Origin of the sequence: Nakamurella endophytica (genome assembly GCF_014646215.1) — a bacterium.
Lineage (GTDB): Bacteria > Actinomycetota > Actinomycetes > Mycobacteriales > Nakamurellaceae > Nakamurella > Nakamurella endophytica.
Window position 1 is genome coordinate 630,512 of the sequence record NZ_BMNA01000002.1, and the last position, 22,955, is coordinate 653,466.

Sequence of the window (22,955 nt, forward strand, 5' to 3'; positions counted from 1 at the left end):
TCACCGCACCGCGCTGTACTACGCAACCCGTTGTCGGGTGCGGCGTCCGAGGAGGGTCGGCAGCCTCGGACGATCCGTCGAGCGCCGCCTGCCGGACCTGGCTGGCGCAGTTCACCGAAGCGCTCGAGCCGTACGGAGCAGCGCGGCCACGCGGACGGCGCAGCGGACCGAGCGTCGCCGAGCGAGACTCCTGCCCACGGATGCCGGTCCGTCCCGACCGGCCGAGAGTTGGCTACTGCAGGTGGAAGTGCACCGTCGTCACCTCGGCGTCGTCGGGCATCGTCGGATAGTGCTGCCTCAACGCGGCGACCAGCTCGTGGTCGCCGGATGTGAGGCGGTGTTCCTCGACGCGGTCCACGACTCCGTCGAGCCGGCGATACCCGTCCTCGTCCTCGAACAGCACGAGGACCGGACCGGCCGACACCGGGTCCTGGTACCGCACCGAGCTGGTCTTGCGGCCGCGGACGATGTCGTCGTGGTAGCGGGAGTTGAACCGCAGCAGGCGGACTCCCGTCAGGTGTGCGTGCCGGGCGCCGTTCGGCAGCAGCAGCTGGACGTGCCGGGGCGCCGGGCCGTCCGCCGTCGGCACGACGACGAGACAGTCGGGATGCCGATCCAGTATCAGGTCGAGGGCCCGGCGGCACGGACGCCGCACTGCGCCCTGTCCGCCGACGGCGACCACCGTCGTCAACGGTCCGGCGCCGGCGGCCGCAGCGGCAGCCACGGCCGCGAGCTCCGCGCACGCCGCGTCACTGCAGTGGTCGACGCCCACGCCGGTGTGGAGGCGACCGTGGACGTCGATCACCGCGCAGGCCACCTGCTGCGCTGCTGCCGGATCGAGTGCCTCGGCAAGGGCGACGGCGGTCTCGAGTACGCGCCGTTCGATGGCCGAGAGCACGAGTCATCGTCGCACCGTCCGGCCCGGTCGGGCGTCCGACCGGGCGCGCCGGACGGGTCGACCCTTGCTCGGCCCGAGGGCGGCCCCAGGACGCTCCCCGCTCGTTGGGGCACCGTCGAACGGTGGGCGACTGCGTTTCGATCGGTTCCGTCTGCACCGTGGACGCTGCACGCTGCGCCTCCAGACTCGACGGATCGTGGATGGTCGAGGGGCGACCGCGGTGCGGCGCCCGGCCGCCAATGTCGCGCCACGGTCGGCGCCGTCGGTCCCCCGGCGTTCGTCGGAGCCGTCGGGGCCGGCTCCCAGGACGGCAGCGTCATCGACGCCGCATCCGGCGTCGGTCGACCCGGTCGGGCGACGTCGCTGCGTCTGTGGAGGTCGACGACCGGCCGCCCTGGCGGGCTTCCGCACGGCCCGCACCAGGGGTCCGACGGCGACCGCTCCCAGTCCGGCCGGCGCATCGGCGCGGCCGGGACGGTGGGGAGCGCTGCGTCTTCCCCTAAGCCGGCCGCCCGATCGTGTGGTCGAGCGGTCGATCCCGCTGCAGACGGTGCGGCCCGTCATACGGTGCAGCCGTGAGCCCGGGGCTAGGTCGCTCGTACCCGTGGTGGTCGATCGGTCGAACGCCGTCGACGTCCGTGCTGTACGCGCTCGGCTTCGGCGGGCTGGGAGCGGGCATGTGGTCGACGAACGCGCCGCGACCGGGAGCGCTGCGGGTGGCCAGTCACGTGGGCGCGTGGGTGGTGACCGCGTTCGCCTGCGGGGCGGTCGTCACCTCTGTGGCGTTGGTGGCGGCGCCGCGGTGGCGGCACCGGGTCGTGGGCACGCTGCCGACGGGGCTGCGGACGGCAACGGCCGGCGGGGTGATCCTCGGCGCCACGACGCTGCTCCTGTGGCTCACCGTCTTGCCCACGCCGGGTATGGCATGGCTGGGCGGCTATCCGTGCATGTTCCTCGCGTTGTGGTGGGACCGCGTCGTCGCGCGCGACCGTCGCCGCGGCAGCGCCGACCCGTGACGCGCGAGCTCCGACCCCGACGCCGTGCGAGCCGGAAGGGAGGCTCGACGTTGCCGATGTGGGCGTGTGCCGCGGTCATCGGGGCGGTCCTGGCGAGCGCTGGTTGCTCGGACCGCGACGGGGCGGCTGTGCCTGTGGCGGAAGGGCAGGTCTCGCCGGCGCTCGCTGCGCAGGCGCGGCGGGTGGCCGATCTCATCGGCGACGGTGACGCGGCGGGGCTGCAGCGCTGGATCAGGGTCGCAGCGACGACAGTGACGTCGTGGTGCTGGTCGACCGGTACGGGGGCCGGCAGGTGCTCGTCGAATCGCTGGACTGGGACCACGCCGGTGAGGCGTTGTGGCAGTTCGCGGTGCGCTGCGATTCCAGCGGCCGCGAGGCCCGGTTCCGGCTGGGTTTCGCATATGTCGACGACGTGGGATGGGTGCCGCAACTGGGGACCACCCGATCTCCGGGCGGGACGGCGACGGAGGTGCCCAGCGGGGCCATCATGCCCACCGACGCACCGGTGACGGCCCCCTCCTATCCCTCCTGCTGACCTCCCGCACCGGGGCGGGCTCGCCATCCGACCGACCGGCTCCGATGGGCAGCCCTGCGTGTCGAGCCGCTGCTGTCCCTCGCGTGCGCTTTCAAGGCGCGACGCAGCGCCCGGTTCCGATGCAACGGTGGCCGACCCGTCGGACGTCTGGTGGGCATGGGACATGGGCGGGCGTGGTGGGCACTGGGCGTTGCGCTCTTGGCGAGCTGTTCGAACACCGCGAGACCACCGGACGCGTCCGGACCCAGCCCAACGATCCGGTCGTCCGTGCCGGCCATCTCCACCACGACCCGACCGTCACCGTCTCCCGCTGCGGGGATCGCCTTACCGACGACCACGATCCGCCCGGATGCGCCGCTGCGCAGCATCATGTTGGCACCGGCCAGCGGCCGCCTGGAGGCAGCCGGCCGTTGCATCGTGCTGACCCAGTACGACGGACAGCAACTCTCGCTGGTGTGGCCGGCTGGCTACGCCGCGACGTCCGGCCCGTCCGGGACGTTCGTCAACGACGAGCGCGGCTCGGCGGTGGCAACCGTCGGCCGGTCGTTCATCGGCACGGGCGGCTACATCGCCGCCGACAAGTGGAGCCCCCAGGAGTGCCTGCGCCAGCCGGCGTTCCAGGTCGACCTTCCCAACGACGGCCAAGGACCGTGATCGTGCTGCCCGTCGCGACAGACATCGCCCACACGCGAACGGGCCCGCGTCGTCAAGGGGAAGACCCGGTCGTCGGCGGTGTGCGCCGATACTCCTGACTTCCGAGGACGATGGCCCGGAGGCCGAGTCGCTCGTGCGGTGTCATGCTGACGCGGTGTCCGACTCGCAGTCCGGTCGACTTGCTGGCCCGCGCCCGTGGCGACCTCCTGGGCCTCACGACAACGAGGTGCCGCAGAGCGTGCCGATGAACGTCGTGCTCGGTCGCGGGCCGGATGCCGTCATGTTCCTGGCGACGGCAGAGGCCTACACGACCGGCGTGGTTCTGTGCGTAGGCCTTCGACTGCGGCGACGGTCCGACGATTCTCGGGCCACCGTAACCACCCAACTCATGGGCGGTTCACCGCGCGGCGGCGCGGATCCCGACGACCGGCTGATGCTGGGCGTGCAGCTCCCCGACGGCCGACGCCTGGTCATGCAGCCCGGGTCCGTACCGCCGGCAGGCGTGGACCCCTTCGCAAACCCAGCAGCCCCGGCACTGACCTCCATGGTGGGTGGCCTCGTCGGCGACCTGAGCCAGGACTTCCGGTACTGGCTCCGACCGCTGCCTCCGGCGGGCCGGATGCTGGTCGTCGTCCGGTGGTCGGCCCTCGGTATCCAGGAAACACTCAACGAACTCGACGCCGCGGCACTCTCCGCTGCTGGCTCGTCGGCGACCGTGCTGTGGCCGCAGGCGCCGATCGAGCAGCGAGTGCAGCGACCGTCACCCCCGCCACCGACGACCGGATGGTTCGCACAAACCAGCTGACGTCGGCGCATGCGGCCGTGAGAAGCCGCATCTTCGCGCTGTGCAACCGCGGACCCGGAGCGGTCCTGAAATCAACGGCGCGCTCCGACGGCTCATCGATTCCCGCCTCGACCTGGAGCTGCGTGATTCGATTGCGCCGTGGGCCATGAACCGCAGTTGACCGGGCCGCCTCCAGGCGGCGCTGAACTGTCGCGCACACCGCGTTACCTCGGATCCCGGCGACGCCGTATTGCCTGGACCGTCATCGCCGTGTGGGCGGACGTGGCATTCGCCGCGGTGATCGGGTGGCTCTCCGATCACCCCCACCGCTTGTGGCCCCTGCTCGGGGCAATCTGCGCCTTGGCCAACGTCACGCTGTGGATCCCGACGGCGATCCGGCTGCAACGGCACCCCGAGGACCGCCTGTGACCCGACCGGTGACGTCCGATAGGGGCGGAAGGTGCAGCGCTCACGCGACTCTTGCGAACCCGCCTGTCAGACCGCCGCGGGGTCTCTCGCTGCGGGCTTGTCGGCTTCGGCGCCGTCTGCTTGAGGGAGCCTGAGCATCATGGGCCTGGACGACATCGTCGTGGCTGCCGACATACCGCTACGAGGTTCGGCATGGCTGGTCGGGTTTCTGATCTTCCTCGTCGTCATCGGGTTGATGATCCTTTTCCGAGTCAGAGGTGTCGGCGGCAGATCGTCCGGCGATCGTGGGGACCCGGCAAGGCGGCCCGATGACAGATGATCCATCGCTCACACCATGGACCTCCTCGACCACATCGGGGCCGTCCTGCGCATCTGGCCGCCAGCGCAGCCGCCGCCCGCCCACCGCACGTACCGAACCCGCCCTGCACAGGGCGCACCGGTCTCGGTACAGCGGCCGCTCGCGTGCTTTTCGCAGCCCGGCGGAGGCGTCGTCCGTCGCATGTCGGCGCTAGTGCCGCGTCGACCCGACGGCGGCGGAGATTGCGGCTCGAACCGTGCCGTAGGTCGGCAGGAAGCGCAACGCACCGGCGGCGGCCACCAGCCCGATGTCTCGCCGAGTGTCCAGGTGTGGTTGCCCCGGCGCCGGTCGGTATCGGCTTGCGGGCGGCGGCCAGCACCGTTTCGGCGATCAGCCCTGGTGCAGCTTCCTGAGGAGTGGACGTCGCGAACCCCGGTTCCGTTGTCCCGCGGCGACAGCCGAGCCACCGCCTCCCCGCCCGCTGCGGTCACGCCCTGCCTGCTTGGACACCCTGCGGACGGTCCGGTAGAAGCACCGCGTGCTGATCAGGACGCGCGAGCACTCGTGATGCAGGAGGGACCTGTGCGGAGCCGTGCTGACTGTCCGATCAGGGTCGATCTCGACAGCGGCGCCCTCCCCGCACGGCTCAGCACGGACGACGGACGACTCGGCTCGCTGACGCCGGCCGGAACGCCGTCCCCGGCACGGGTCCAAGGCTGTCCACGTCCAGAATCGGAACAGTCGGTCCGCGATCGGGGCCGGTGTGATGCACCGGATGGTCCAGGAGAGGACGGCGGGGTGACGCTCGCGTCCCCCCGGTCCCGGCGCTGATCCTCCTGCCGCCGCGTGACTTCCGGCACGCTGAGAGATGCGCGCACATGCCACTTCTCGATGTGCGGTTAAGACGACCCTGGAGTGAGGACCATGCCACCGGCGACAGCAGGTGTGGGTGATGCCGTCGCCACAGTGGATCGCAGTTGGCCCAGATGATGAGTTGGTGTCCGGTCCAGACCATGACGGGATCGGCTTCGGTGAGATCCGGTGGTGCTGGCAAAGTCGTCCACTCGCCGCTGGTCGAATCCCAAGCGGCGGCGGCACTGTCGACACCGATCAGCATCGTCCCGGCCCACAGGTAGTGCGCTTGCAGGTCGTCCACCGGACCGTGCGGAAGGGGGACGGTGCGCCCGGTGACGGCGTCCACCAGGACGCCGTGCAGATCTCTCACCACGGGACCCCGCCCGGTGGGACCCCACCACGGCGGTCCGGCCGGGATCAGGAGGTGGGTGCCGGTCCACCATGGCTGCGACATACCCTGACCCGCCGCCAGAGTCTGGTCGACCGCTGTCCATCGCTGTGTGTGCAGGTCGAACCGATAGACGTCGATGCCGAAGAGGCTGTCGAAGCTGGTGGCCTCGCCGGCGCTGTTGCGGGCCGTGACGGTGGTCCGCGACCACTTCGCCCACGCCCACACCTGGTTGCCGGCGGCCACAGCGCTGAGACGTTCCATGGGGTGGTCTTCAGCCAGGTGCAATGGCGGCAAGCTGGTCCATGCCGTGTCGCCGGGGTGCAGCAGGCGAGCGTTCACGGTGGTGGCTGCAGACAGAGCGGAGTCGCCGGTGAGGAGGACGGCGGCGCTGCCGGTCCACACCAGCGCCCTGGAGCCGACCCGGCCGGTCCCGTCCGACACGGTCGGGAGCCGGGACCAGCTGCCAGTGGCGGGCGTGTAGGCGGCGCCGTCGTGGAGTGCATCGCCGAGCTCACCCTGCCCGCCCCAGATGAGCAGCTGCCGTCCGGTCCACACCGACAGGGCCGCAGCCCTTGCCGACAGCGGGGACACCGGCAGCACCTCCCACTGGCCGGTGGCCGGCTCGTACGAGGCGCCGTCCGCCATCGCCGACATGCCCAGCACCATCGGATCCCAGCCACCCCAGACCAGCATCTGCGACCCGGTCCACGCGCTGACCGCCCTGGACCGACCTCTGATCGGCGCTGCCCGCACCGTCGACCACGCGCCGTGGGCCAGAGCGGCCGCGGCGACCGGTGCGCCACCTGTCGTCGCGGACGCTGTCGCTCCGGCGGACGCAGTCGCGATGGCGGGCGACACAGCGGTCGTCGCCGGGATCGTCGGTCCATCGGTCGTGCCGGCCGGAACCGTGCCGGCCGCACCCGTCGACCCCGGGGCGTTGCTGACGGCAGCGCTCAGTGCGGTTCCCGTGGCGATGTACTTCCTGGCCTGGACGGTGATCGCGGAGTTGACCTGCCACGGCTGGCCGTCGGTACACGGTGGCTGCGGCGCGGCCGAGGCGTACCCGCCGCTGGTGGAGATGAGGTCACCCACTCGGGCGGCGGTCCTGCCGGTGGGGTCGACGATCTCGGCCGGCCCGGTGAGCGGTTGCCGCACGGTGTAGCCGCGCGGCCACAGGATCCCTGCTCGTTCGTCAGCGCTGATGTGGAAGCAGCCACGCTCGTCCAACGTCAGGCGACCGACGAGAACAGCACCCATCGACGACATGCCGGTGACCTGCGGGTCCCACTCCGAGGTGGGAAGCGTCGTCACGCGTCCCGATGTCGGAGCCGTTGTCGACGGCGTCGGTGCAGGTGGGACCGACGGACGCGCGTCGCCCGACACGGCCGGCAACGGACGTGGCACCGAGGTCACGCCCGACGCCGGAGCGCGCGCATCCACGGGTGCTGCGCCGGCTGGTCCCGAGCAGGCAGCGAGCACCACCAGACCGGCGGCCGCCCACGCCCGAAGCTTCACAGGCCCCAGACGCAGCGGACCCGCGTCCTGGTTGCTCGACAGGACGAGGATGCGAAGTCGGTCGACGGACACCCCGACGCGCACCCGTCGGTCATGTCCGGTCACGCGCCTGGGAGCAGGAGTTGCCGGACCTCTCGAGAGTGAGGCTGGCACGCTTCCAGTGCGCGAAGTCAGCCGAAATCGACCAGCGGCGTCGATACGACCCCGTCACCGGGGCCGGGCACGACGAGCTACCCGGCCGCGAGCGACTCGGACCACCCCGCGTCAGCGAGAATTCCCCGGGTCAGTTGGTCACGGTCACCACCTGGCCCGTCCGGCCGTCGACGAGCAGCCGGCGCCCGAGAGGCCCGGCGAGTTCGGCGGTGACGGTCCTGCGGGCTCCGATCGCGCTGCACGCGACGCCGGAACCTTCCGCGTGGTCCGCCTCGTCGACGGAGACGGCCACGACCCGGTCGGACTCCGTCACGGTCGCGGTGTACCGGTGGCCGCACGGCCCGTCGCCCTCGGGCCCACCCACGAACGTGACCGCGACGGCGGTCCGCCCGATCAGCCGTGCCGACCAGTCCGAGCCGGCAACGGCCGGCCGACCGCCCGCCAGCTCCGGTGGGATCACTGTGGCCGCCGGCGCCAGCGCCACCTGGCTGATCCGGACCTTGCTGCCGCGCACCTGGAAAGTCCAGGCCGGCAGGCGGACCGGGCCCGCCGTCGTCTTCATAGGGGCCAGGACCAGCCGCGGCGACTCCAGGGTCACCGGCGTGCAGTCACCGTCGCACGAGCTGTCGGGGCTGCCCGATGCGGCGATCGCCGCAACCGCCTGCTCGGCAGTGATCACCCCGACCCGGCGACCACCGGTCCGCGGCAGGGTCACCGTCATGGCTGCCGGCGGTGGGGTGCGCGCCACGTCCGGCCCGCTCACCACTCGTCCGGACAGCAGCGACAACTTGTTGTGGCCGCCCTCGGCGACGCTCCAGGTGCCGATCTGCGCCGGCATCGACGACGTCACGATCAACGCGGGCAGCGGGACGTGCTGCAGGGTGCCTTCCCACGCCGCCACCACGGCGTCCGGCGACGGGCCCTCGGACTGTCCCGGGCTCCCCAGTGTTGCGCACCCCGCCACCGCGAGCGCAGCGGCGCACATCGCCGCCCACCGGGTTCTCCCCACGAGGTCGCCTCCCGCTCGCCGTCGGCCGCACACCGCACGCTGCGGACGTCGAGACGGACGCCGACCGACGAGCAGCATGGCAGCGCTTCCGACCTGCTGACCGTCACGATTGCGCTACGCGACACCGCCCGGGCCCGATCAGCGGGACGGTTTCTCCGTGCCGGGTCGGGGACCTGCCACCCGGAACAGGGCCGCCTCGTAGGCGCCTCCGACGTCGAGACGATCGACGGCGGCGTGGGTCCTGCGCAGGACGCCGTCCCACTCCCCCTGCGTGTTCACCTCGGCCAGCGTGAACCGCCGGCCCCGGTGCCGGCGGAGCTGGCCGATGGAACAGGCTTCGGCCTCACCGTCGACGTAGACGGTCAGCAGGTCCCATCCGGCTGCCAGGTCGTCCAGCAGACCGCCGGTGGTGTCCAGATCGATCGCCGTGGACGGCCGCGGCGGCGGCCACGCGTCGTGCGCCTCCAGGGACGCCCGGACGAAGCGGTCGTTGATCTTGGAACGGGACACGCGGTGGACGTCGCGGACCCGCAGCGCCCGGAAGCCTCCCGGCGCGATGGCCTCGTTCGTCACCGACAGCAGCACCCACCGTGCCCCGACGTCCACGACGTAACCCTCGTGGTGCGGAGCATCGCCGGCCAACGGGCGTTCCAGCCGCACGAGTTCCGTCGCCGCCCGGGCGCGCAGCAACCGCCGGCGGATCGGGGACATCCCGACAGCATCCGTCACGGCCGCCGCGACGGCATCCCTATTTCCGTAGCCGCGCGTCGCTCCAGGGCACTCCGAAACGCCCGGCCAGCTCCAGTGCCTCGTCCGGCTCCACCAACGCCGGATTCCGGTCACCGACCAGGACCACCAGCCGGCACGCCTCTTCCAGTTCGACGGCCATGTCCCGCGCCTCCTCGACCGTGGGCGCGGCGACGATCTGTCCGTGGTTCTGGAGCAGCGCGGCACGGCAGTCGAACGGCACCGCCGCCAACGCACTGCCCAGGGCCGGGTCCCCGGGTCGGAAGTACGGCAGCAGCGGTGTCTGGCCCACGCGCATCAGGAAGTACGGTGAGATCGGTGGCACAGCACTGTGCTCCGACCACGGTGCCAGGCACGACGCGGCCATGGCGTAGGGCGAGTGCAGGTGCACCACCGCACCGAAGGACGGGTCCCGCGAGTAGAAGCCGCGGTGCAACGGGACCTCCTTCGAGGGCGTTCCACCCGTGGCCGAGCCGTCGTCCAGGCGGACGGTGACCAGGCCGTCGGCCCGCGCCGACGCCAGCGACGCACCGGTGGGAGTCATCAGCATCGTGTCGCCGGCACGGACGCTGACATTGCCGCTGGTGCCCGGGCTCAGTCCCCACGCGGCCAGCTCCCGCGCCACCGCCACGAGCGCCTCGCCACCGGTCATGCCCGCCCCCTCACGACATCCGTTGTCCCGAGGCACTGCTCGCCGGACGACCGGTCGAGCATGTGCCACGCGGCGGTGAACAGGTCGTCACCGCCGAAATTGCCCGACTTCAGCACCAGGTCGAGAGGCCCCGCGACGGAGTCGGCCGTACCCCAGGCCACGCCGGGCGCCAGCTCCGGACCGATGGACAGCCGCGACACCCCGAGCGCGGCCACGACGGCGCCGGAGGTCTCCCCACCGGCCAGCACGAACTGGCGGGCACCTCGCGCCCGCAGCGCGACCGCCAGCTGGCCGAACGCCGCCTCGACGACATCCGCCGACAGGTCACCGACATCCACCGACGAGAACAGCACGGGACGGTCCGGGCTCTCGCGCCACCAGGCCGCAGCTCGCTCCGCGGCAGCGAAGGCCCAACCGCGAACGTCACCCGTCACGGCCGACGGCTCGAGGTCCACGACGGGCAGTCGCTCACGGGCGTGCCGCAGCTGTCGTCCCGTCGTGTCCGACAGGCTGCCGACGAGCACCGCACGCCGGCCGGGAACGACGTCCAGGCAACGGATACCATCGGAGGACCGCGGCGTGCGAGGCCGCAACGCCGCGGCCAGCCCGGACCCTCCGGTGACCAGCGGCAGGTCGTCGATCGCGGCGGCGATCGTCGCGAGATCGCCGTCCTCCACGACATCCACGACGAACAGGGTGCGAGCCGCGGCGCCCTGCAGAAGGTCTCGTACCGCGGCTGCACCACGGTGCACCGTGGTCAGGGGCACCAGGCCCACCCGGTGGCGGGTCTGCGGTGCGAGCAGCCGGACGACGCTCGACTCCGTCATGGGCGTCAGCGGGTGATGTCGCATCGAGCTGTCGGCGAGCAGCTGGTCGAACACGAACAGGTGTCCGCGGTAGACCGTGCGGCCGCCCGCCGGGAATGCCGGGACGACGACCGTGACCGGTGCATCGAGGTCGGCCAGCAGGGCGTCGACGACAGGCCCGATGTTGCCCCGCGGCGTCGAGTCGAACGTCGAGCAGTACTTGACGTAGAAGCGGCCGGCCCCCGCCGCACGCAGCCAGGCGAGCGCCGCCCGGCTCTGCCGCACCGCGTCGTCGACGGGCGCGGTGCGCGACTTGAGCGCCACCACCGTCGCGTCGACGTCGCCGGGCACGTCGGCGCCACCGGCGGGCACCCCGAACCGGACCTCCGTGCGGAAGCCGGCGCCGACCAGCGCTGTCGCCACATCCGTGGCACCGGTGACGTCGTCGGCGATGCACCCCAGATCCAGCACCTCAACCTGCCGTCCCGCCGGCGGCCCCGGCATCGGCGCGCGCGGTCACCGGACCTCGTCCAGATAGGCCCGGACGATGTCCTCGAAACGCTGCTCCGGTTGCAGGCCCAGCGCCCGGGCGCGGGCGGTCTCGAAGCGTGCCGGCCAGGCGCGGACGATGGCACCGACGGCCGGGTCGTCCCGCCAGTCCACCAGCTCGCTGGGACGGCCGTCGGCGACCCGGTCGAGCGCCTCGACCATCTCCCGGGGCGTCGTGGTCAGGGCCGGCAGGTTCATCGCGGTCGTGCTGCCCCACGAGCTGTCGTCGACTGCGGCCGCCCGCAGGATCCCGTCCAGGGTGCGCGCCGGCGAGGAGAGCGCCACCGGTGTGTCCGGCGGCACCGGGCACGTCGCCCGTTCACCGGCGAGCGGCTCGCGCACGATGCCGGACAGGAAGCTGGACGCTGCGGCGTTGGGGCGGCCGGGACGGACCACCACGGTCATCAACCGCACCGACCGACCGCGCACGAAGCCCTTGCGCGTGTAGTCCGCAACCAGCTGTTCGCCGATGAACTTCTGGACCCCGTAGCTGCTCTGCGGCCGCGGCAGCGTGTCGTCGTCGACCGCGGTGACCGGTGCCATCGCCGGATCGCTCCCGTAGACCGCGAGCGAGCTGGTGAACACCAGCACCGGTGGCGCCGGTTCCGCGCGGCACCGCTCCAGGACCCAGCGCAGGCCGTCGACGTTGGTGCGCATACCCAGGTCGAAGTCGGCCTCGGCGGCCGAGCTGACCACACCGGCGAGGTGGAACACCAGACCTGCGCCGGCGAGCAGGCCGGTGTCGTCACCGAGCGGTCCCGTCGACACCGTGACCCGCGGGTCCTCCCCCAGGTCCGAGGCCGGCGGGTGGACGTCCGCGAGCACCAGCTCGGTGACCTCGGCGTCGACGCCGCCGACCGCGCAGGTGCCGGCGTCCAGCAGCCGCCGGGCCAGCGCGCCACCCAGGAAGCCGGCGCCGCCGGTGATCACGATCTTCACACCTGGCTCCTGCAGGACGTGGGTGGTACCGGGCGGTGATGCGATCGGTCTGGCGGGACGGCGACGCTCACGAGGGCGCCGACCGATCTGCCGGCGACAGCACGGTGACCACGCTGGAGTCGTCCTCGGCGCCCAGCCCGGCCGCCTCCGCGAGCAGGTACAGCTGTTGCGCCGCCGCCGCCAGCGGCACGGGAACGTGCCGGTCCCGGGCCAACTCGGCCACCAGGGCCATGTCCTTGACGAAGATGTCGACGCGCGACCGGACCTCCGGCGCCGCTGATCCCCCGTACTGCTCGAGCATCCGCGGTCCGCGGTCGCGCAGCATGAAGGAACCCGCGGCACCGGCCGACAGCACGTCCACCACCACCGCCGGATCCAGGCCGGCGCCACGGGCCAGCGCGACGGCCTCCGCGGCGGCCGCGATGTGGACGCCAGCCAGCAGCTGGTTGATGACCTTGACCAGCTGCCCGTCACCGGGACGCGACCCCACCACGGTCAGCGTCGAGGCGAGCGCCTGCAGCACCGGCTCCGCTGCCCGGACGTCGTCCGGAGCGCCGCCGACCAGGACGAGGAGGTCGCCGGACCCGGCCCGGGTCGGTCCCCCGCTGACCGGCGCGTCGACGAACCGCCGCCCGGACGTGGCGATCCGTTCCGCCAGGGCTCCGGTCGACGTGCTGCCGATCGTGCTGGTGAGCACGACGGTGGCCCGCGCCGGCAGGGCCTGCGCTGCGCCGTCCGGTCCGAACAGCGCCTGCTCTGCCTGGGCCCCGTCGCGGACGGCGAGCAGCAGGACGTCCGCGTCCCCGGCCGCGGCAGCGGTCGCCACCGCCGGGACACCGCCCGATCCGGCGAGCGCCCGCCGGTCCCCGGACGGGTCGAAACCGACGACCTGGAAGCCGGTGTCGCTCAATCGCCGGGCCATCGGCAGCCCCATCGCCCCGAGACCGATGACGCCCACACGTGTCATGAGCCCTCCAGTCGTTGCACGACGGTGGCCAGGGACTCGTCGTCCCCGACGTTGCCAGCGAACACCACGTACGCCAGTCCGGAGGCCGGACCGTCCACGGCCTGCCACAGCGACACGATGCCCGGCAGCAGGGTTCCGCGCACCCACGCCCGGTGGATCCCCAGCGCACCGGTGGCGATGTCGGACGAGGTGATCCCGCCCTTGGCGACGACGTAGGCCGGGCGTGCGGCTGCGACGATCCGGGCGGTGGCCAGGGTGAGTGCGGCGCTGACCCGCCCGGCGAGCGACAGGCTCTCGGCAGGGCCGGCGCCGGTGACCAGGGTGCGGCTGGTCGCCACCACGACCGTGTGCGTGGCCAGGGCCGAGACGGCACGGTCCACGACGGCGGCCAGGTGACCGTCCGCGGACGCCGGGTCGACGGTCGTGGCCACGTCCATCTCGACGTGCACGACGGGCCTGCGCTCCCGCAGCCGGGCCAGCTGCCGGCTGGTCAACCCGACGTGCGAGCCGACCACGACGAGCCCGTGCCGATCCCGCAGGACCAGCTCGGCGAGCTCCGAGCCGGACAGCGGCGGGTGGGCGTCCTGTCCCGCCCTGGCCCGCACGAAGGACGGTCCGACCCGGTACAGGAAGCGGGCGCCTGCCGTTTCCGCCTCGAGAACGCCGAGGACCGCGGCGCGCAGGTCGTCGTCCACCACGGCGTCCAGCACGACGACCCGACCTCCGCGGGCGGATCCGAGCCGGGACGCCACCTCCGCCGGGGCCGCGGCCCGCAGGGTAGTCACCGGGATGCCGGCGACGTCCGACGCCGCCACCCGGCCGCCCGACTTCTCCTCGACCCACTCCGCCAGCCGCGACGACCGGTATCCGAAGGTCGCGTCCCGTGCGAACTCCCCGTCCGCCACCGGCGTCAACCCCGCCGCGGAACGCAGCCAGTGGATCCCGTCGACCGTCACGCGTCCGGCGTCGACATAGGCGGGCGCCAGCAGGACGGCGTCCACCGGCCCGTCGTACCGGGCCATCACCTCGGCGAGGACGTCGGTCTCCAGCGGGAAGTGGCCGCGGAGCGTGGAGTCGCCGCGGCTGGCGAAGGCCACCGACACCCCTTCCGCGGTGGCGGCGGTGAGGCAGGCGGTCGCCACCTCGCGGTTCCGGTCCGCCGCGGCCTGGGCCGACAGGCTGCGCGTGTTGGTCAGGACGAAGAAGCCCGCGGTCTGCTGCCGCAGCGCCCAGCGGATGTCGTCCGTGCCCCAGCGGGTCAGCACGGGCAGGTCGCGGACCGTCTGGGTGCCGGTCGGGTCGTCGTCCAGCACCACCAGCCGGCGCGCGGCGCCCAGTGCCCGCTGCACCCGGTCCGCGGGCACCGGGCGGGCGGCGGGCAACGATCGCTCCCAGTCGGCGGGACGCGGTTGCACGCCGGTCATCGCGGCAGGCCCGGTGGCGGGCCGAGTTCGGCGCGGAGCCGGCTCAGGGCGGCGTAGGCGCGGTCCCGGTAGGCGGTCAGCGCCGCCGCCTGCTCCGGGTCGATGTCCAGGAAGCCGCCACCGGACTTGAGTCCCAGATGTCCGTCGTCGACCAGCCGGCGCAGCGACTCCGGTGCGCCGAGCCGCTCGCCGTAGGCCTTCTGCAGCGATTCGTAGGACGCCGCGTACACGTCCAGACCCGCCATGTCGGCGATCGCGAAAGGGCCGAAGAACGGCAGCCGGAACCCGAAGGCGTTGGCCACCACGACGTCCACCTGGTGCGCTTCGACGAGTCCTTCCTCCACCATCCGCGCGGCCTCGCGGAAGAGGGCGAACTGCAGCCGGTTCGCGACGAACCCCGGCGAGTCGGCGATCCTGGCCGGCACCTTGCCGGCCGCCCGGACCAGCGCCTCGGCCCGGTCCAGCGCCTCGGGCCGGGTGGCCGGGGTGGGGATGAGCTCGACCCCCGGGACGAACGGTGCCGGATTCATCCAGTGCACGCCGAGGAACCGCTCCGGGTACCGCACCGAGCGCGCCAGCTCGCCGATCGGGATGGCGGAGGTGTTGCTGCCGATCACCGCGTCCGGGCGTGCGGCGGCCGAGATCGCCTGCAACGCAGCCGTCTTGACGTCGCGATCCTCCGGCACCGCCTCGGTCACGTAGTCCGCGTCCGCGACGGCGGACTCGATGGAGTCCGCCGCGGACAGCCGCGCACCGATGCGCTCGGCCGCGCCGGGCGGGAATAGGCCGTCCCGCTCGAAGGCCCCCGCCTGGTCGACCAATCGCTGCCGCGCCGCGCTGGCCGTCCGGACGTCGACGTCTCCGAGCACCACGTCGAGACCGACGCCGGCGAGGACCTGCGCGATGCCGCCGCCCATGTACCCGGAGCCGACCACCGCGACCCGCCGCACCGCGTCGGTCACCTGCGTCCTCCGTCCTGCGTCGCGGATCCCGGGCGTGGCGGCCTTGCCGCAGCGGGTCCGCCGGACCGGGCATCCGGGCGGGGTCGCGGGTCAGGAGAGGTCGACATCGACTTCCCCGGTCAGCACCCGGCCACGACCCTCGACATCGAGCCAGATCGACACCGTCGCGCCCGTCGGGTGACGCGCCGTCACCTCGCCGCCGGCCGTCACGACGTCGTCCGCGACCACGCTGCCGGCGAACCGACAACGAACCCGGCGGATCCGCGCCGGGTCGTCGAGGACGGCCAGCAGGGCGTCGACCGGGTACGAGAGCGTGAGGGTCCCCTGGTTCACCGGCCGGTCCCCGAGACCCAGCGCCGCGGTGTGCGCCGGGTCGAAGTGGATCGGGTTCGGGTCCGCCATGAGCACCGAGAACACCTTCATGGCACCGAGCTCGACGGTCAGCCGGAGTTCGGGCAGCCGCTCGCCGACGTAGAGGTCACGCATCGGCGTCCCGCCTCGGGAAGACGAACGTCTGCGAGGACACGGCGGCCACCTCACCCGTCGGTTCGACGATCTCCAGCCGGAAGGTCAACAGGTCCATGGTTCCGGCGCGCCGCCCGACGCGACGCACCAGGTCCGCCACGCCACCGCGCACCGTGTACTCCACGTCCGCGCGCAGCGGGCGGCGCTGCTCCATCTCGGTCTCGCCGAACACGGTTCCATCGTGCGCTCCGGCACCGGCCAGTCCGGTCAGCTCGTCGATCGAGATGCCCATGCCGCGCAGTGCGCCGAGCAGGATCCAGACGGGGTGCAGCAGCGGCGCGGCGAGCGCCGGCGACCGCATGGCATCGTGGGAGAGCCAGCGTTCGTACTCGGCGACCCGGAAGCTGCCGCCGGGGAACGGGTGTCCGACCAGCCGCTCCCGCAACTCGTCGATGTCCGGGAGAGTCACACCGCCTCCTCGGCGTACCGGCCGGAGCGCCATGCCTCGACCAGGGCGAACTTCTGGACCTTGCCGGACTCGGTGGTCGGGAACCGGTCGACCAGGAACCAGCGGGACGGCACCTTGTAGCCGGTCAGGTCGCGGGAGAGCACCTCGGCGAGTTCGCGGACGGGGCGGATGCCCGGCGCCGGACGGACGAAGGCGGCGACCACCTCGCCGTAGTACTCGTCGGGCAGGCCGACGACCGCCGCCTCCAGGACATCGGGCAGCTGGACGAGATGGTCCTCGATCTCCCGGGGATAGACGTTCTCCCCGCCACGGATGATCATGTCCTTGGCCCGTCCGGCCATCGACAGCACCCCGCGGTCGTCCATCACACCGAGATCACCGGTCTTGAACCAGCCATCGGCGGCGTACGCGGCGTCCGTCGCGGTGGGACGTCTCCAGTACCCCAGGAACGTGTGCCGTCCGCGCGTCTGGATCTCACCGATCTCACCGATCCCGCGCGGTGCGTCGTTCTCGGGGTCGGCGATCCGCACCGCCACGTGCGGCAGCGCCCGGCCGATGGTCTCCACCAGGTCGCGGTCACTGTCACCGTCGCTGGTGGCCGACACCATCGGCGCCTCCGTCAGCCCGTAGCCGACGATCGGCACGATGCCGCGGTCGCGGACCCGACGCGCCAGTTCCGGTGGGATCGTCGCGCCGCCGAGCATGACGGAGTGGATCGCCGAGATGTCGACGTCCGGCAGGTCGGGATGCCGCAGCAGGGCCCACATCAACGTGGGCACGATGTTCATGGTCGACACCCGCTCCTGCTCGACCAGATCCAGGACGGCGCGGGCGTCGAACCGCGGCACGGTCACCAGGGTGCCGTGCAGCGTCGCCGTGCCGAGCGCGGCCACCACGCACCCGGCGAGGTGGAACATCGGCAGCAGCGCCAACCACACCGTGCGGTCCGCCGAGCGACCGGCGATGTTCGCCGCCCCGTCGGTGACGTTGTCGGTGACGCAGGCGTGCGCCAGCAGCGCGCCCTTCGGCACGCCGGTGGTCCCGGACGTGTAGAGGATCATCGCGGGTGAGCCCGGGTCGACCTCGGGCAGCACCGCGGCGGGATCGGCAGCGGCCAGGAAGAGCTCGGCGTGCTCGAGATCGACCACCGTGCGGAGCTCCTCGAGCTCACTTTCCAGCGCGGTCGCCATCTCCAGCAGCCGGTGGCCGCGGAAGTCCTGCACCGTCAGGCAGGCGGCCACACCGGCGTCCTCCAGCACGAACCGGGCCTCGGGCGCGCGGAACGCCGGGTTGATCGTCACCATGATCATGCCGGCAAGGGCGATGCCGTACTCGGCGACCACGAACTCCGGAATGGTCGGGGCCCACACGGCGACCCGGTCACCGGGCCGGCAGCACCGCAGCAGGGCCCTGGCCACACCCTGGGCGCCGTCGAGCAGCTCGGCGTAGGTCCAGCGCCGGCGTGCGCCGGGTGCACCGTCGACGAGCGCGGTGCGGTCGGGGGTCTCCGCCGTCACCCGCCGCAGCAGCGCCCCGACCGACTCGCCGCGTGGCACGCGGCTGTCCGTGCCGGTGCGGATCGCCGCTAGGGAGGCGACGTGGACGCTCACCTGGCGGCGGGCCGGAACACCGGGAGGGTCACCTCGTCGGTGACGTCCTCGTAGGTCACCTCCACGGCGGCGTCGACGGCCAGGTCGCCGTCCCCGTAGTCGACGAGGTTCGACATCATGACCGGCCCCTCCTCGAGCCGGACCAGGATGATCGCGATCGGCACGTCGCCCTCGAAGGGGTTGCCACGCGCGCGCTCGAGCAGGCTGTAGCTGTAGATCGTGCCCTTGCCGCTGACCGGGGTCCAGGTGAACGCCGTGGAGCCGCAGTAGTGGCACACCGGTCCTGGGTAGTACCAGAACCGACCGCAGCGGTCACAGCGCTGCAGCTTCATCGCGTGGTCGTGCGTGGAGGCCCAGAACTCCTGGGAGTCCTGCGTGATCGTGGGCAGCGGTCGGGTGATGTGCGCCATGGAGATCCCTTTCCTAGGCCGAGGCACCGAGGATGCTGACGGAGAAGTTGGAGGCCACCGCGCTGGCCGAGGTCACCATGGCGGCACGGGCGTCGGCGACCTGCCGGCCCTCGGCCTCGCCGCGGAGCTGGCGGACGGCCTCGGTGAAGCCGAGCATGCCGCCGCAGGCTCCGGGGTGCGCGTTGCTGAGCAGCCCGCCGTGGGTGTTGACCGGCAGCTTCCCACCCGGGTCGATGTTGCCGTCCGTCACGAACGCGCCGGCCTCACCGCGGCCGCAGAAGCCGAGGTCCTCGAGCTGGACCACCACGGTGATGGTGAAGCTGTCGTAGATGTTGGCCAGGTCCATGTCACCCGGCCCGAGACCGGCCTGCTCGTAGGCCCGCTTGCCCGCGACGTCCACGACGGTCCGCACCAGATCGTGGTCGCCCTTGCCCTCGGCGAGCTGCCCCATGTGGTAGTACGACTGCGCCTGCCCGATGCCCAGCATCGAGATCTCACGGCGGGGATCCTTGCTGGTGCCCTGAGCGGACACGACGTAGGCGGCAGCCCCGTCGGACACCAGGGAGCAGTCGAGCCGGTGGAGCGGGCTCGAGATCACCGGCGAGGCCAGCACGTCGTCGACCGTGATCGGCATGCGCATGGTCGCGCCGGGGTTGAGGGCGGCGTGCTTGCGGGTCGCGACCGCCACCGCTGCCAGATCCGCGTCGGTGGCCCCGTAGTCGTGCAGGTAGCGCTGCGCCAGGAGGCCGTAGTACGCCGGGATGGTGGCGGCGAACGGGTACTCGTAGTCGAGATTGTGGGCGCCGACGGACGCCATCATGGCGGAGCCGCTGACGTGGCCGGTGGCCAGCTTCTCGCCGCCCACGATCAGCACGTTGCGGCACAACCCGCTCTCCACCGCGAACTTCGCGCGCTCGAGGGCCGCACCGTAGGACGCGCCACCCATCATCGTCGTGTCGGCCATGGTCTTGACGTACAGCCCCAGGGTCTCGGCGACGATGATGTGGTACCGGGGCGAGACGTGGAAGGCGGGGTGCAGCAGCAACCCGTCGATGTCCTGGACCTGGAGGCCGGCGTCGTCGATCGCCTTCAGCGCGGCGTCGACGGTGATGCCGAGTGCCGACATCTCGGGCACCTTGCCCAGCTTCGACTCGCCGATGCCTGCGATCACTGCGGTGGTGGACAAGGGGCTACCTCTTTCCGGGGACGGACGGGCACAGGAACACGGGCGGCCGCGGGTCGGGACGCCAGGGTGCGGACAGGGACCCGCGGACGCTCGCGGGGCGCAGTGGTGAGGACGGACGCTCCCAGGACCCAGGGATCGATGCGGCGACGAGGCCACGCCGGAGCGGCGGGCGACAGCGCCGCGCGGACGCGGGTGGTCGCAGAGCGTCCCCGTGCCGGCGCCGTGCGGCGGTCAGTGCCATCCCCGCTCCCCGCTGAGTCGAGTGGATCTCGTCGCCGAGGCTAACGTCGGAGTTTCGAATCGTCAACGAGTTTCGAATTATGGCGGCGATCATCGCGTCAACAACGCATCGACCACCACGGGCCCGCGGCTCGTCAGCATCACCGGGTTGATCTCGATCTCACGGTAGGCCGACAGCGGGCCGGTGGCCGCGGTGGCCACCGCCTCGAGCACGGTCAGCAGACCGGCCGCCCGGTCCTCGCCGAGCAGGCGCCGCAGGCCCCAGACGTCCAGCCGGCGGGACAGCTCCGTCCAGTCGGCCGGGAGGGGCACCGTGCCGAAGACGGCGCCCGCCTCGGCCGCCCAGCCGCCGACCGCGACGGTGAGGCACGGACCCGCGACCGGATCCCGCTGCACGCCCACGAGAAGCTCCGATCCGCTGACCATCTCGGTGACCAGGAACCGGACCGCGCCCGGATCGACGCCGGCCGCGACGGCGTTGGTCCGGATCTGCCGGCAGGCGTCCCGCACACCGTCCGCGTCGGGGACCCCCAGCACCACGCCGCCGATCCGCTCCTTGTGCCCCACCGTGTCCGTGGAGACCTTGACGGCGAACGGTGCCGTGAGTCCGGCCGAGAGCGCCACCACCGCCTCCACGTCGGCGCCTTCCGCGCCGCGGACCACCGGGACGCCCGCGGCCGCGAGCAACTGCCTGGCCTGTGCCTCGGTGACGACGGCGGACGAGTGGCCGGCCCCCGCGGCGTCCGTCGCGCCACCGGCCGGGACGAGATCACCGTCCAGCGGCCGCCCGGGCGACAACCTGCCCAGGGCCGCCAGCGTGAGCTCGAGATCCGCGCTGACCTCCAGACCGGTGCCCTCGGCGAAGGCCGCCATCCACGGCGAGACCGGTTGTGAGAAGAGGCTGGAGACCAGCACCGGCATCCCGGTCCGTTCCGACATGTCGGCCAGCCGCCCCATGGCCGCGCGCTGCCAGTGGTACTCGGGACTCTCCGTCGGCCACGGCAGCGCCCACGGCTCGATCAGGTACCGCACGCCCGGATCGTCGCCCAGCGCGTCGTACACCGCGGCCGCGTCCCCGGTGCTGATGTCGATCGGGTTGCCCACGTAGCCGCCGGCCGGCAGCGCGGCGCGGAGCCGGTCCACGGTGCCCGGCGCCGGTTCCGCCATCGGGACGCGGTGCCGGGCCGCCAGGTCCGCGGTGAGTCCGGCGCCGCCGCCGGAGACGGTCGCCACGAAGGCACCCGCGCTGCCGCCCGGGCCGAGCAGGCGACCCAGAGCGGCGACGCGCCCGAGTTCCTCGACGCCGCCGACGGTCACCACACCCAGCGAGTGCAGCCAGGCGGCGGTGAGCCGCTGCTGACCGACGATCGCTCCGGTGTGCGACTGGGCGACCTGCCGCCCACCGGCCGAGGCGCCGAGTAACAGCAGGGCGATCGTCTTGCCGGAGTCCCGGGCCGCTGCCGCGGCCCGTTCGACACCCGCCCGGTCCCGGATCGACTCGACCACGCCGAGCACCACCGAGGTCGTCGGCCTGGCGACCAGCGCCTCCAGCGCTTCGGTGATCCCGAAGACGGCTCCGTTGCCGAGCGAGAAGGCGGCGTCCACGCCGAGTCCCTGGCGGTGCACCGCCCCGAGCGTGGCGCCGGTCAGTCCCCCGCTCTGGCTGGCGATCGAGACGTCCCCGGCGACCAGTCCGTGCGGCACGGGCTGCGAGATGGCGCACAACTGCTCGTGGAAGAAGGCGAACCCGACGCAGTTGGGCCCCACCAGGAGCACGTCCCGGCCGGCGCACAGCGCGCGGAGCCGGTCCTCGCGACGCCGGCCGTCCGCCGTGCCCAGCTCGGCGAAGCCGTTGGAGACCACCATGATCCGGCGACAGCCCAGGTCGACCAGCTGCTCGATCTGCGCGACGGCGACGTCGGCGCCGGTCATCACGGCGGCGACCTCCGGCACGCCCGGCAACGACGCGACGTCCGGCACCGTGGCACGGCCGTGGACGGCCGCCCGGCGTGGATTGACCATCCACACGGGTCCGGTGTGGCCGTGCTTGGCCAGGCTGCCCAGCAGCCACTCCGTCCACGGGATGCCGTTCTCCGAGGCGCCGACCACGGCCACCCCGCGTGCCGTGGGGCTCACGCCGTCACCGCCGCGGGAATGCCGTAGAACCGTGCCGCCGTGCCGCCGAGCACGGCGCCGCGGTCGGCGGCCGGCCACTGCTCGAAGACGGACAGCAGCGCGTCGAACATCCGCTCGTACCCGCCCGCCAGGTCCACGATCGGCCAGTCGCTGCCCCACATCAGCCGCGAGGTGCCGAACGCCTCGACGGCGTGGTCGACGAAGGGTTGCAGGTCCGTCACCGTCCACTGGTCCATCGGTGGGCGGGCGGGAAAGATGCCGGACAGCTTGGCGTGGACCGTGTCGTACCGGGCCGCCCGGACCAGGTTGGTCCACCACGGTTCCCGGTCCGGCTTCCCGACCGGCGGCTTGGAGATGTGGTCGATGACGACGCGCAACCGGGGATGCCGCTCGACCAGCTCGGGCACCAGCTCCAGGTGCCGGCGCCGGACGGAGACCAGGTCGAACGGGATGTCCCGGTCCGCCAGCAGTTCCAGCCCCTCGGACACGTCGGGGCGCAGGATCCACTCCGGATCGGGCTGCCAGTTGATGCCGGCGCGGATGCCGGCGAAGGACGGGTGCACCGCGAGTTCGTCCAGGCGCCGCGCTGCCTCTTCCGGCCGGTCCAGTGGCACCCAGGCCACCACGGCCGCGATCTCGGCGTTGCCGGCCGCCTGCTCGAACAGGAAGTCGGTGTCGGCGTCGCTGTCGACGCCCTGGACGACGACCGTCCGGTCGACGCCGCAGCGCTGCAGGAGCGGCCGCAGGTCGGTCATGTCGACGTCGCGATCGATCTCGGGTACGCCCGACAGGAACGGGTACCGGGCACGGGACCGGTCCCACAGGTGATGGTGGGCGTCGATGATCACGGGAGCTC

22 protein-coding genes and 1 pseudogene are annotated in these 22,955 nt (G+C 72.6%); 6 read left to right on the forward strand and 17 right to left on the reverse strand.

All coding sequences use genetic code 11. The annotated features are described in order from the left end of the window. Positions 1 to 232 precede the first annotated feature (232 nt). A complete protein-coding gene (locus IEY37_RS06385) occupies positions 233 to 898 on the reverse strand; it encodes an ASCH domain-containing protein (RefSeq protein ID WP_188940646.1) in 666 nt (221 codons plus the stop codon). A 575-nt stretch (positions 899 to 1,473) separates the two neighbouring features. On the opposite strand from IEY37_RS06385, the gene IEY37_RS06390 reads away from it, so the two are divergent. From IEY37_RS06390 to IEY37_RS06415, 6 genes are all read left to right on the forward strand, one after another. Beyond that, positions 1,474 to 1,914 carry a hypothetical protein gene (locus IEY37_RS06390; protein WP_188940647.1) on the forward strand — a complete coding sequence of 147 codons (441 nt, stop codon included), beginning with the start codon at positions 1,474 to 1,476 and terminating at the stop codon, positions 1,912 to 1,914. 259 nt (positions 1,915 to 2,173) lie between these two features. After that, entirely contained in the window at positions 2,174 to 2,449 is a 276-nt protein-coding gene (locus IEY37_RS06395) for a hypothetical protein (protein WP_188940648.1), read from the forward strand. 369 nt (positions 2,450 to 2,818) lie between these two features. Further along, positions 2,819 to 3,103, forward strand: coding sequence for a hypothetical protein (locus tag IEY37_RS06400; RefSeq protein ID WP_188940649.1), 285 nt, complete (start codon positions 2,819 to 2,821; stop codon positions 3,101 to 3,103). 388 nt (positions 3,104 to 3,491) lie between these two features. Then, complete coding sequence (locus tag IEY37_RS06405) at positions 3,492 to 3,908, forward strand: hypothetical protein (protein ID WP_188940650.1); 417 nt, start codon at positions 3,492 to 3,494, stop codon at positions 3,906 to 3,908. Positions 3,909 to 4,046: 138 nt separating this feature from the next. Then, complete coding sequence (locus IEY37_RS06410; RefSeq protein ID WP_188940651.1) at positions 4,047 to 4,316, forward strand: hypothetical protein; 270 nt, start codon at positions 4,047 to 4,049, stop codon at positions 4,314 to 4,316. Between the two features lie 139 nt (positions 4,317 to 4,455). Further along, the gene (locus tag IEY37_RS06415; protein WP_188940652.1) at positions 4,456 to 4,635 is read left to right on the forward strand and encodes a hypothetical protein; all 180 of its coding nucleotides are present in this window, start codon (positions 4,456 to 4,458) and stop codon (positions 4,633 to 4,635) included. A gap of 625 nt (positions 4,636 to 5,260) precedes the next feature. On the opposite strand, the gene IEY37_RS06420 is transcribed toward IEY37_RS06415, so the two are convergent. From IEY37_RS06420 to IEY37_RS06495, 16 genes and pseudogenes are all read right to left on the reverse strand, one after another. Then, positions 5,261 to 7,447: a Kelch repeat-containing protein gene (locus IEY37_RS06420; RefSeq protein ID WP_229673997.1), complete on the reverse strand. Its 2,187-nt coding sequence runs from the start codon at positions 7,445 to 7,447 to the stop codon at positions 5,261 to 5,263. Between the two features lie 211 nt (positions 7,448 to 7,658). Next, complete coding sequence (locus tag IEY37_RS06425) at positions 7,659 to 8,537, reverse strand: hypothetical protein (protein WP_188940654.1); 879 nt, start codon at positions 8,535 to 8,537, stop codon at positions 7,659 to 7,661. 138 nt (positions 8,538 to 8,675) lie between these two features. Beyond that, positions 8,676 to 9,248 (reverse strand): hypothetical protein, encoded by a 573-nt coding sequence (locus IEY37_RS06430; RefSeq protein ID WP_188940655.1) that lies wholly within the window; start codon positions 9,246 to 9,248, stop codon positions 8,676 to 8,678. 37 nt (positions 9,249 to 9,285) lie between these two features. Then, a complete protein-coding gene (locus IEY37_RS06435) occupies positions 9,286 to 9,936 on the reverse strand; it encodes a class II aldolase/adducin family protein (RefSeq protein WP_188940656.1) in 651 nt (216 codons plus the stop codon). Continuing rightward, on the reverse strand, positions 9,933 to 11,213 hold the full coding sequence (otnK, locus tag IEY37_RS06440; RefSeq protein ID WP_188940657.1) for a 3-oxo-tetronate kinase: 1,281 nt from the start codon (positions 11,211 to 11,213) through the stop codon (positions 9,933 to 9,935). Before otnK ends, IEY37_RS06435 begins: the two co-directional genes overlap by 4 nt. A 45-nt stretch (positions 11,214 to 11,258) precedes the next feature. Further along, a complete protein-coding gene (gene denD, locus IEY37_RS06445) occupies positions 11,259 to 12,230 on the reverse strand; it encodes a D-erythronate dehydrogenase (protein ID WP_188940658.1) in 972 nt (323 codons plus the stop codon). A 67-nt stretch (positions 12,231 to 12,297) separates the two neighbouring features. After that, positions 12,298 to 13,242, reverse strand: a pseudogene (locus IEY37_RS06450) (NAD(P)-dependent oxidoreductase); the annotation flags it as partial. Next, positions 13,194 to 14,621 (reverse strand): four-carbon acid sugar kinase family protein, encoded by a 1,428-nt coding sequence (locus tag IEY37_RS06455; RefSeq protein WP_188940659.1) that lies wholly within the window; start codon positions 14,619 to 14,621, stop codon positions 13,194 to 13,196. The pseudogene IEY37_RS06450 and the gene IEY37_RS06455, both read right to left, overlap by 49 nt. Then, on the reverse strand, positions 14,618 to 15,583 hold the full coding sequence (locus tag IEY37_RS06460; RefSeq protein ID WP_229674001.1) for a 3-hydroxyacyl-CoA dehydrogenase family protein: 966 nt from the start codon (positions 15,581 to 15,583) through the stop codon (positions 14,618 to 14,620). The genes IEY37_RS06455 and IEY37_RS06460 overlap by 4 nt, the downstream gene beginning before the upstream one ends. 90 nt (positions 15,584 to 15,673) lie before the next feature. Beyond that, on the reverse strand, positions 15,674 to 16,069 hold the full coding sequence (locus tag IEY37_RS06465; protein ID WP_188940660.1) for a MaoC family dehydratase: 396 nt from the start codon (positions 16,067 to 16,069) through the stop codon (positions 15,674 to 15,676). Next, positions 16,062 to 16,517, reverse strand: coding sequence for a hypothetical protein (locus tag IEY37_RS06470; protein ID WP_188940661.1), 456 nt, complete (start codon positions 16,515 to 16,517; stop codon positions 16,062 to 16,064). The genes IEY37_RS06465 and IEY37_RS06470 overlap by 8 nt, the downstream gene beginning before the upstream one ends. Continuing rightward, positions 16,514 to 18,073 carry a class I adenylate-forming enzyme family protein gene (locus tag IEY37_RS06475; protein WP_188940662.1) on the reverse strand — a complete coding sequence of 520 codons (1,560 nt, stop codon included), beginning with the start codon at positions 18,071 to 18,073 and terminating at the stop codon, positions 16,514 to 16,516. The genes IEY37_RS06470 and IEY37_RS06475 overlap by 4 nt, the downstream gene beginning before the upstream one ends. A 50-nt stretch (positions 18,074 to 18,123) precedes the next feature. Further along, entirely contained in the window at positions 18,124 to 18,537 is a 414-nt protein-coding gene (locus IEY37_RS06480) for a Zn-ribbon domain-containing OB-fold protein (protein ID WP_188940663.1), read from the reverse strand. Positions 18,538 to 18,550: 13 nt separating this feature from the next. After that, on the reverse strand, positions 18,551 to 19,723 hold the full coding sequence (locus IEY37_RS06485; RefSeq protein ID WP_188940664.1) for a thiolase family protein: 1,173 nt from the start codon (positions 19,721 to 19,723) through the stop codon (positions 18,551 to 18,553). Positions 19,724 to 20,053: 330 nt separating this feature from the next. Continuing rightward, on the reverse strand, positions 20,054 to 22,099 hold the full coding sequence (locus IEY37_RS06490; RefSeq protein WP_188940665.1) for an acetate--CoA ligase family protein: 2,046 nt from the start codon (positions 22,097 to 22,099) through the stop codon (positions 20,054 to 20,056). Then, positions 22,096 to 22,947, reverse strand: coding sequence for an amidohydrolase family protein (locus tag IEY37_RS06495; RefSeq protein ID WP_188940666.1), 852 nt, complete (start codon positions 22,945 to 22,947; stop codon positions 22,096 to 22,098). Before IEY37_RS06495 ends, IEY37_RS06490 begins: the two co-directional genes overlap by 4 nt. Positions 22,948 to 22,955: the final 8 nt, after the last annotated feature.

What these genes read in the sequence shown, in the direction of transcription:
- IEY37_RS06400 (WP_188940649.1), top strand. Translation starts at nt 2,819, where the DNA reads ATGTTGGCACCGGCCAGCGGCCGCCTGGAGGCAGCCGGCCGTTGCATC.
- IEY37_RS06405 (WP_188940650.1), top strand. Translation starts at nt 3,492, where the DNA reads ATGGGCGGTTCACCGCGCGGCGGCGCGGATCCCGACGACCGGCTGATG.
- IEY37_RS06415 (WP_188940652.1), top strand. Translation starts at nt 4,456, where the DNA reads ATGGGCCTGGACGACATCGTCGTGGCTGCCGACATACCGCTACGAGGT.
- IEY37_RS06430 (WP_188940655.1), bottom strand. Translation starts at nt 9,248, where the DNA reads ATGTCCCCGATCCGCCGGCGGTTGCTGCGCGCCCGGGCGGCGACGGAA.
- IEY37_RS06435 (WP_188940656.1), bottom strand. Translation starts at nt 9,936, where the DNA reads ATGACCGGTGGCGAGGCGCTCGTGGCGGTGGCGCGGGAGCTGGCCGCG.
- IEY37_RS06455 (WP_188940659.1), bottom strand. Translation starts at nt 14,621, where the DNA reads ATGACCGGCGTGCAACCGCGTCCCGCCGACTGGGAGCGATCGTTGCCC.
- IEY37_RS06465 (WP_188940660.1), bottom strand. Translation starts at nt 16,069, where the DNA reads ATGCGTGACCTCTACGTCGGCGAGCGGCTGCCCGAACTCCGGCTGACC.
- IEY37_RS06480 (WP_188940663.1), bottom strand. Translation starts at nt 18,537, where the DNA reads ATGGCGCACATCACCCGACCGCTGCCCACGATCACGCAGGACTCCCAG.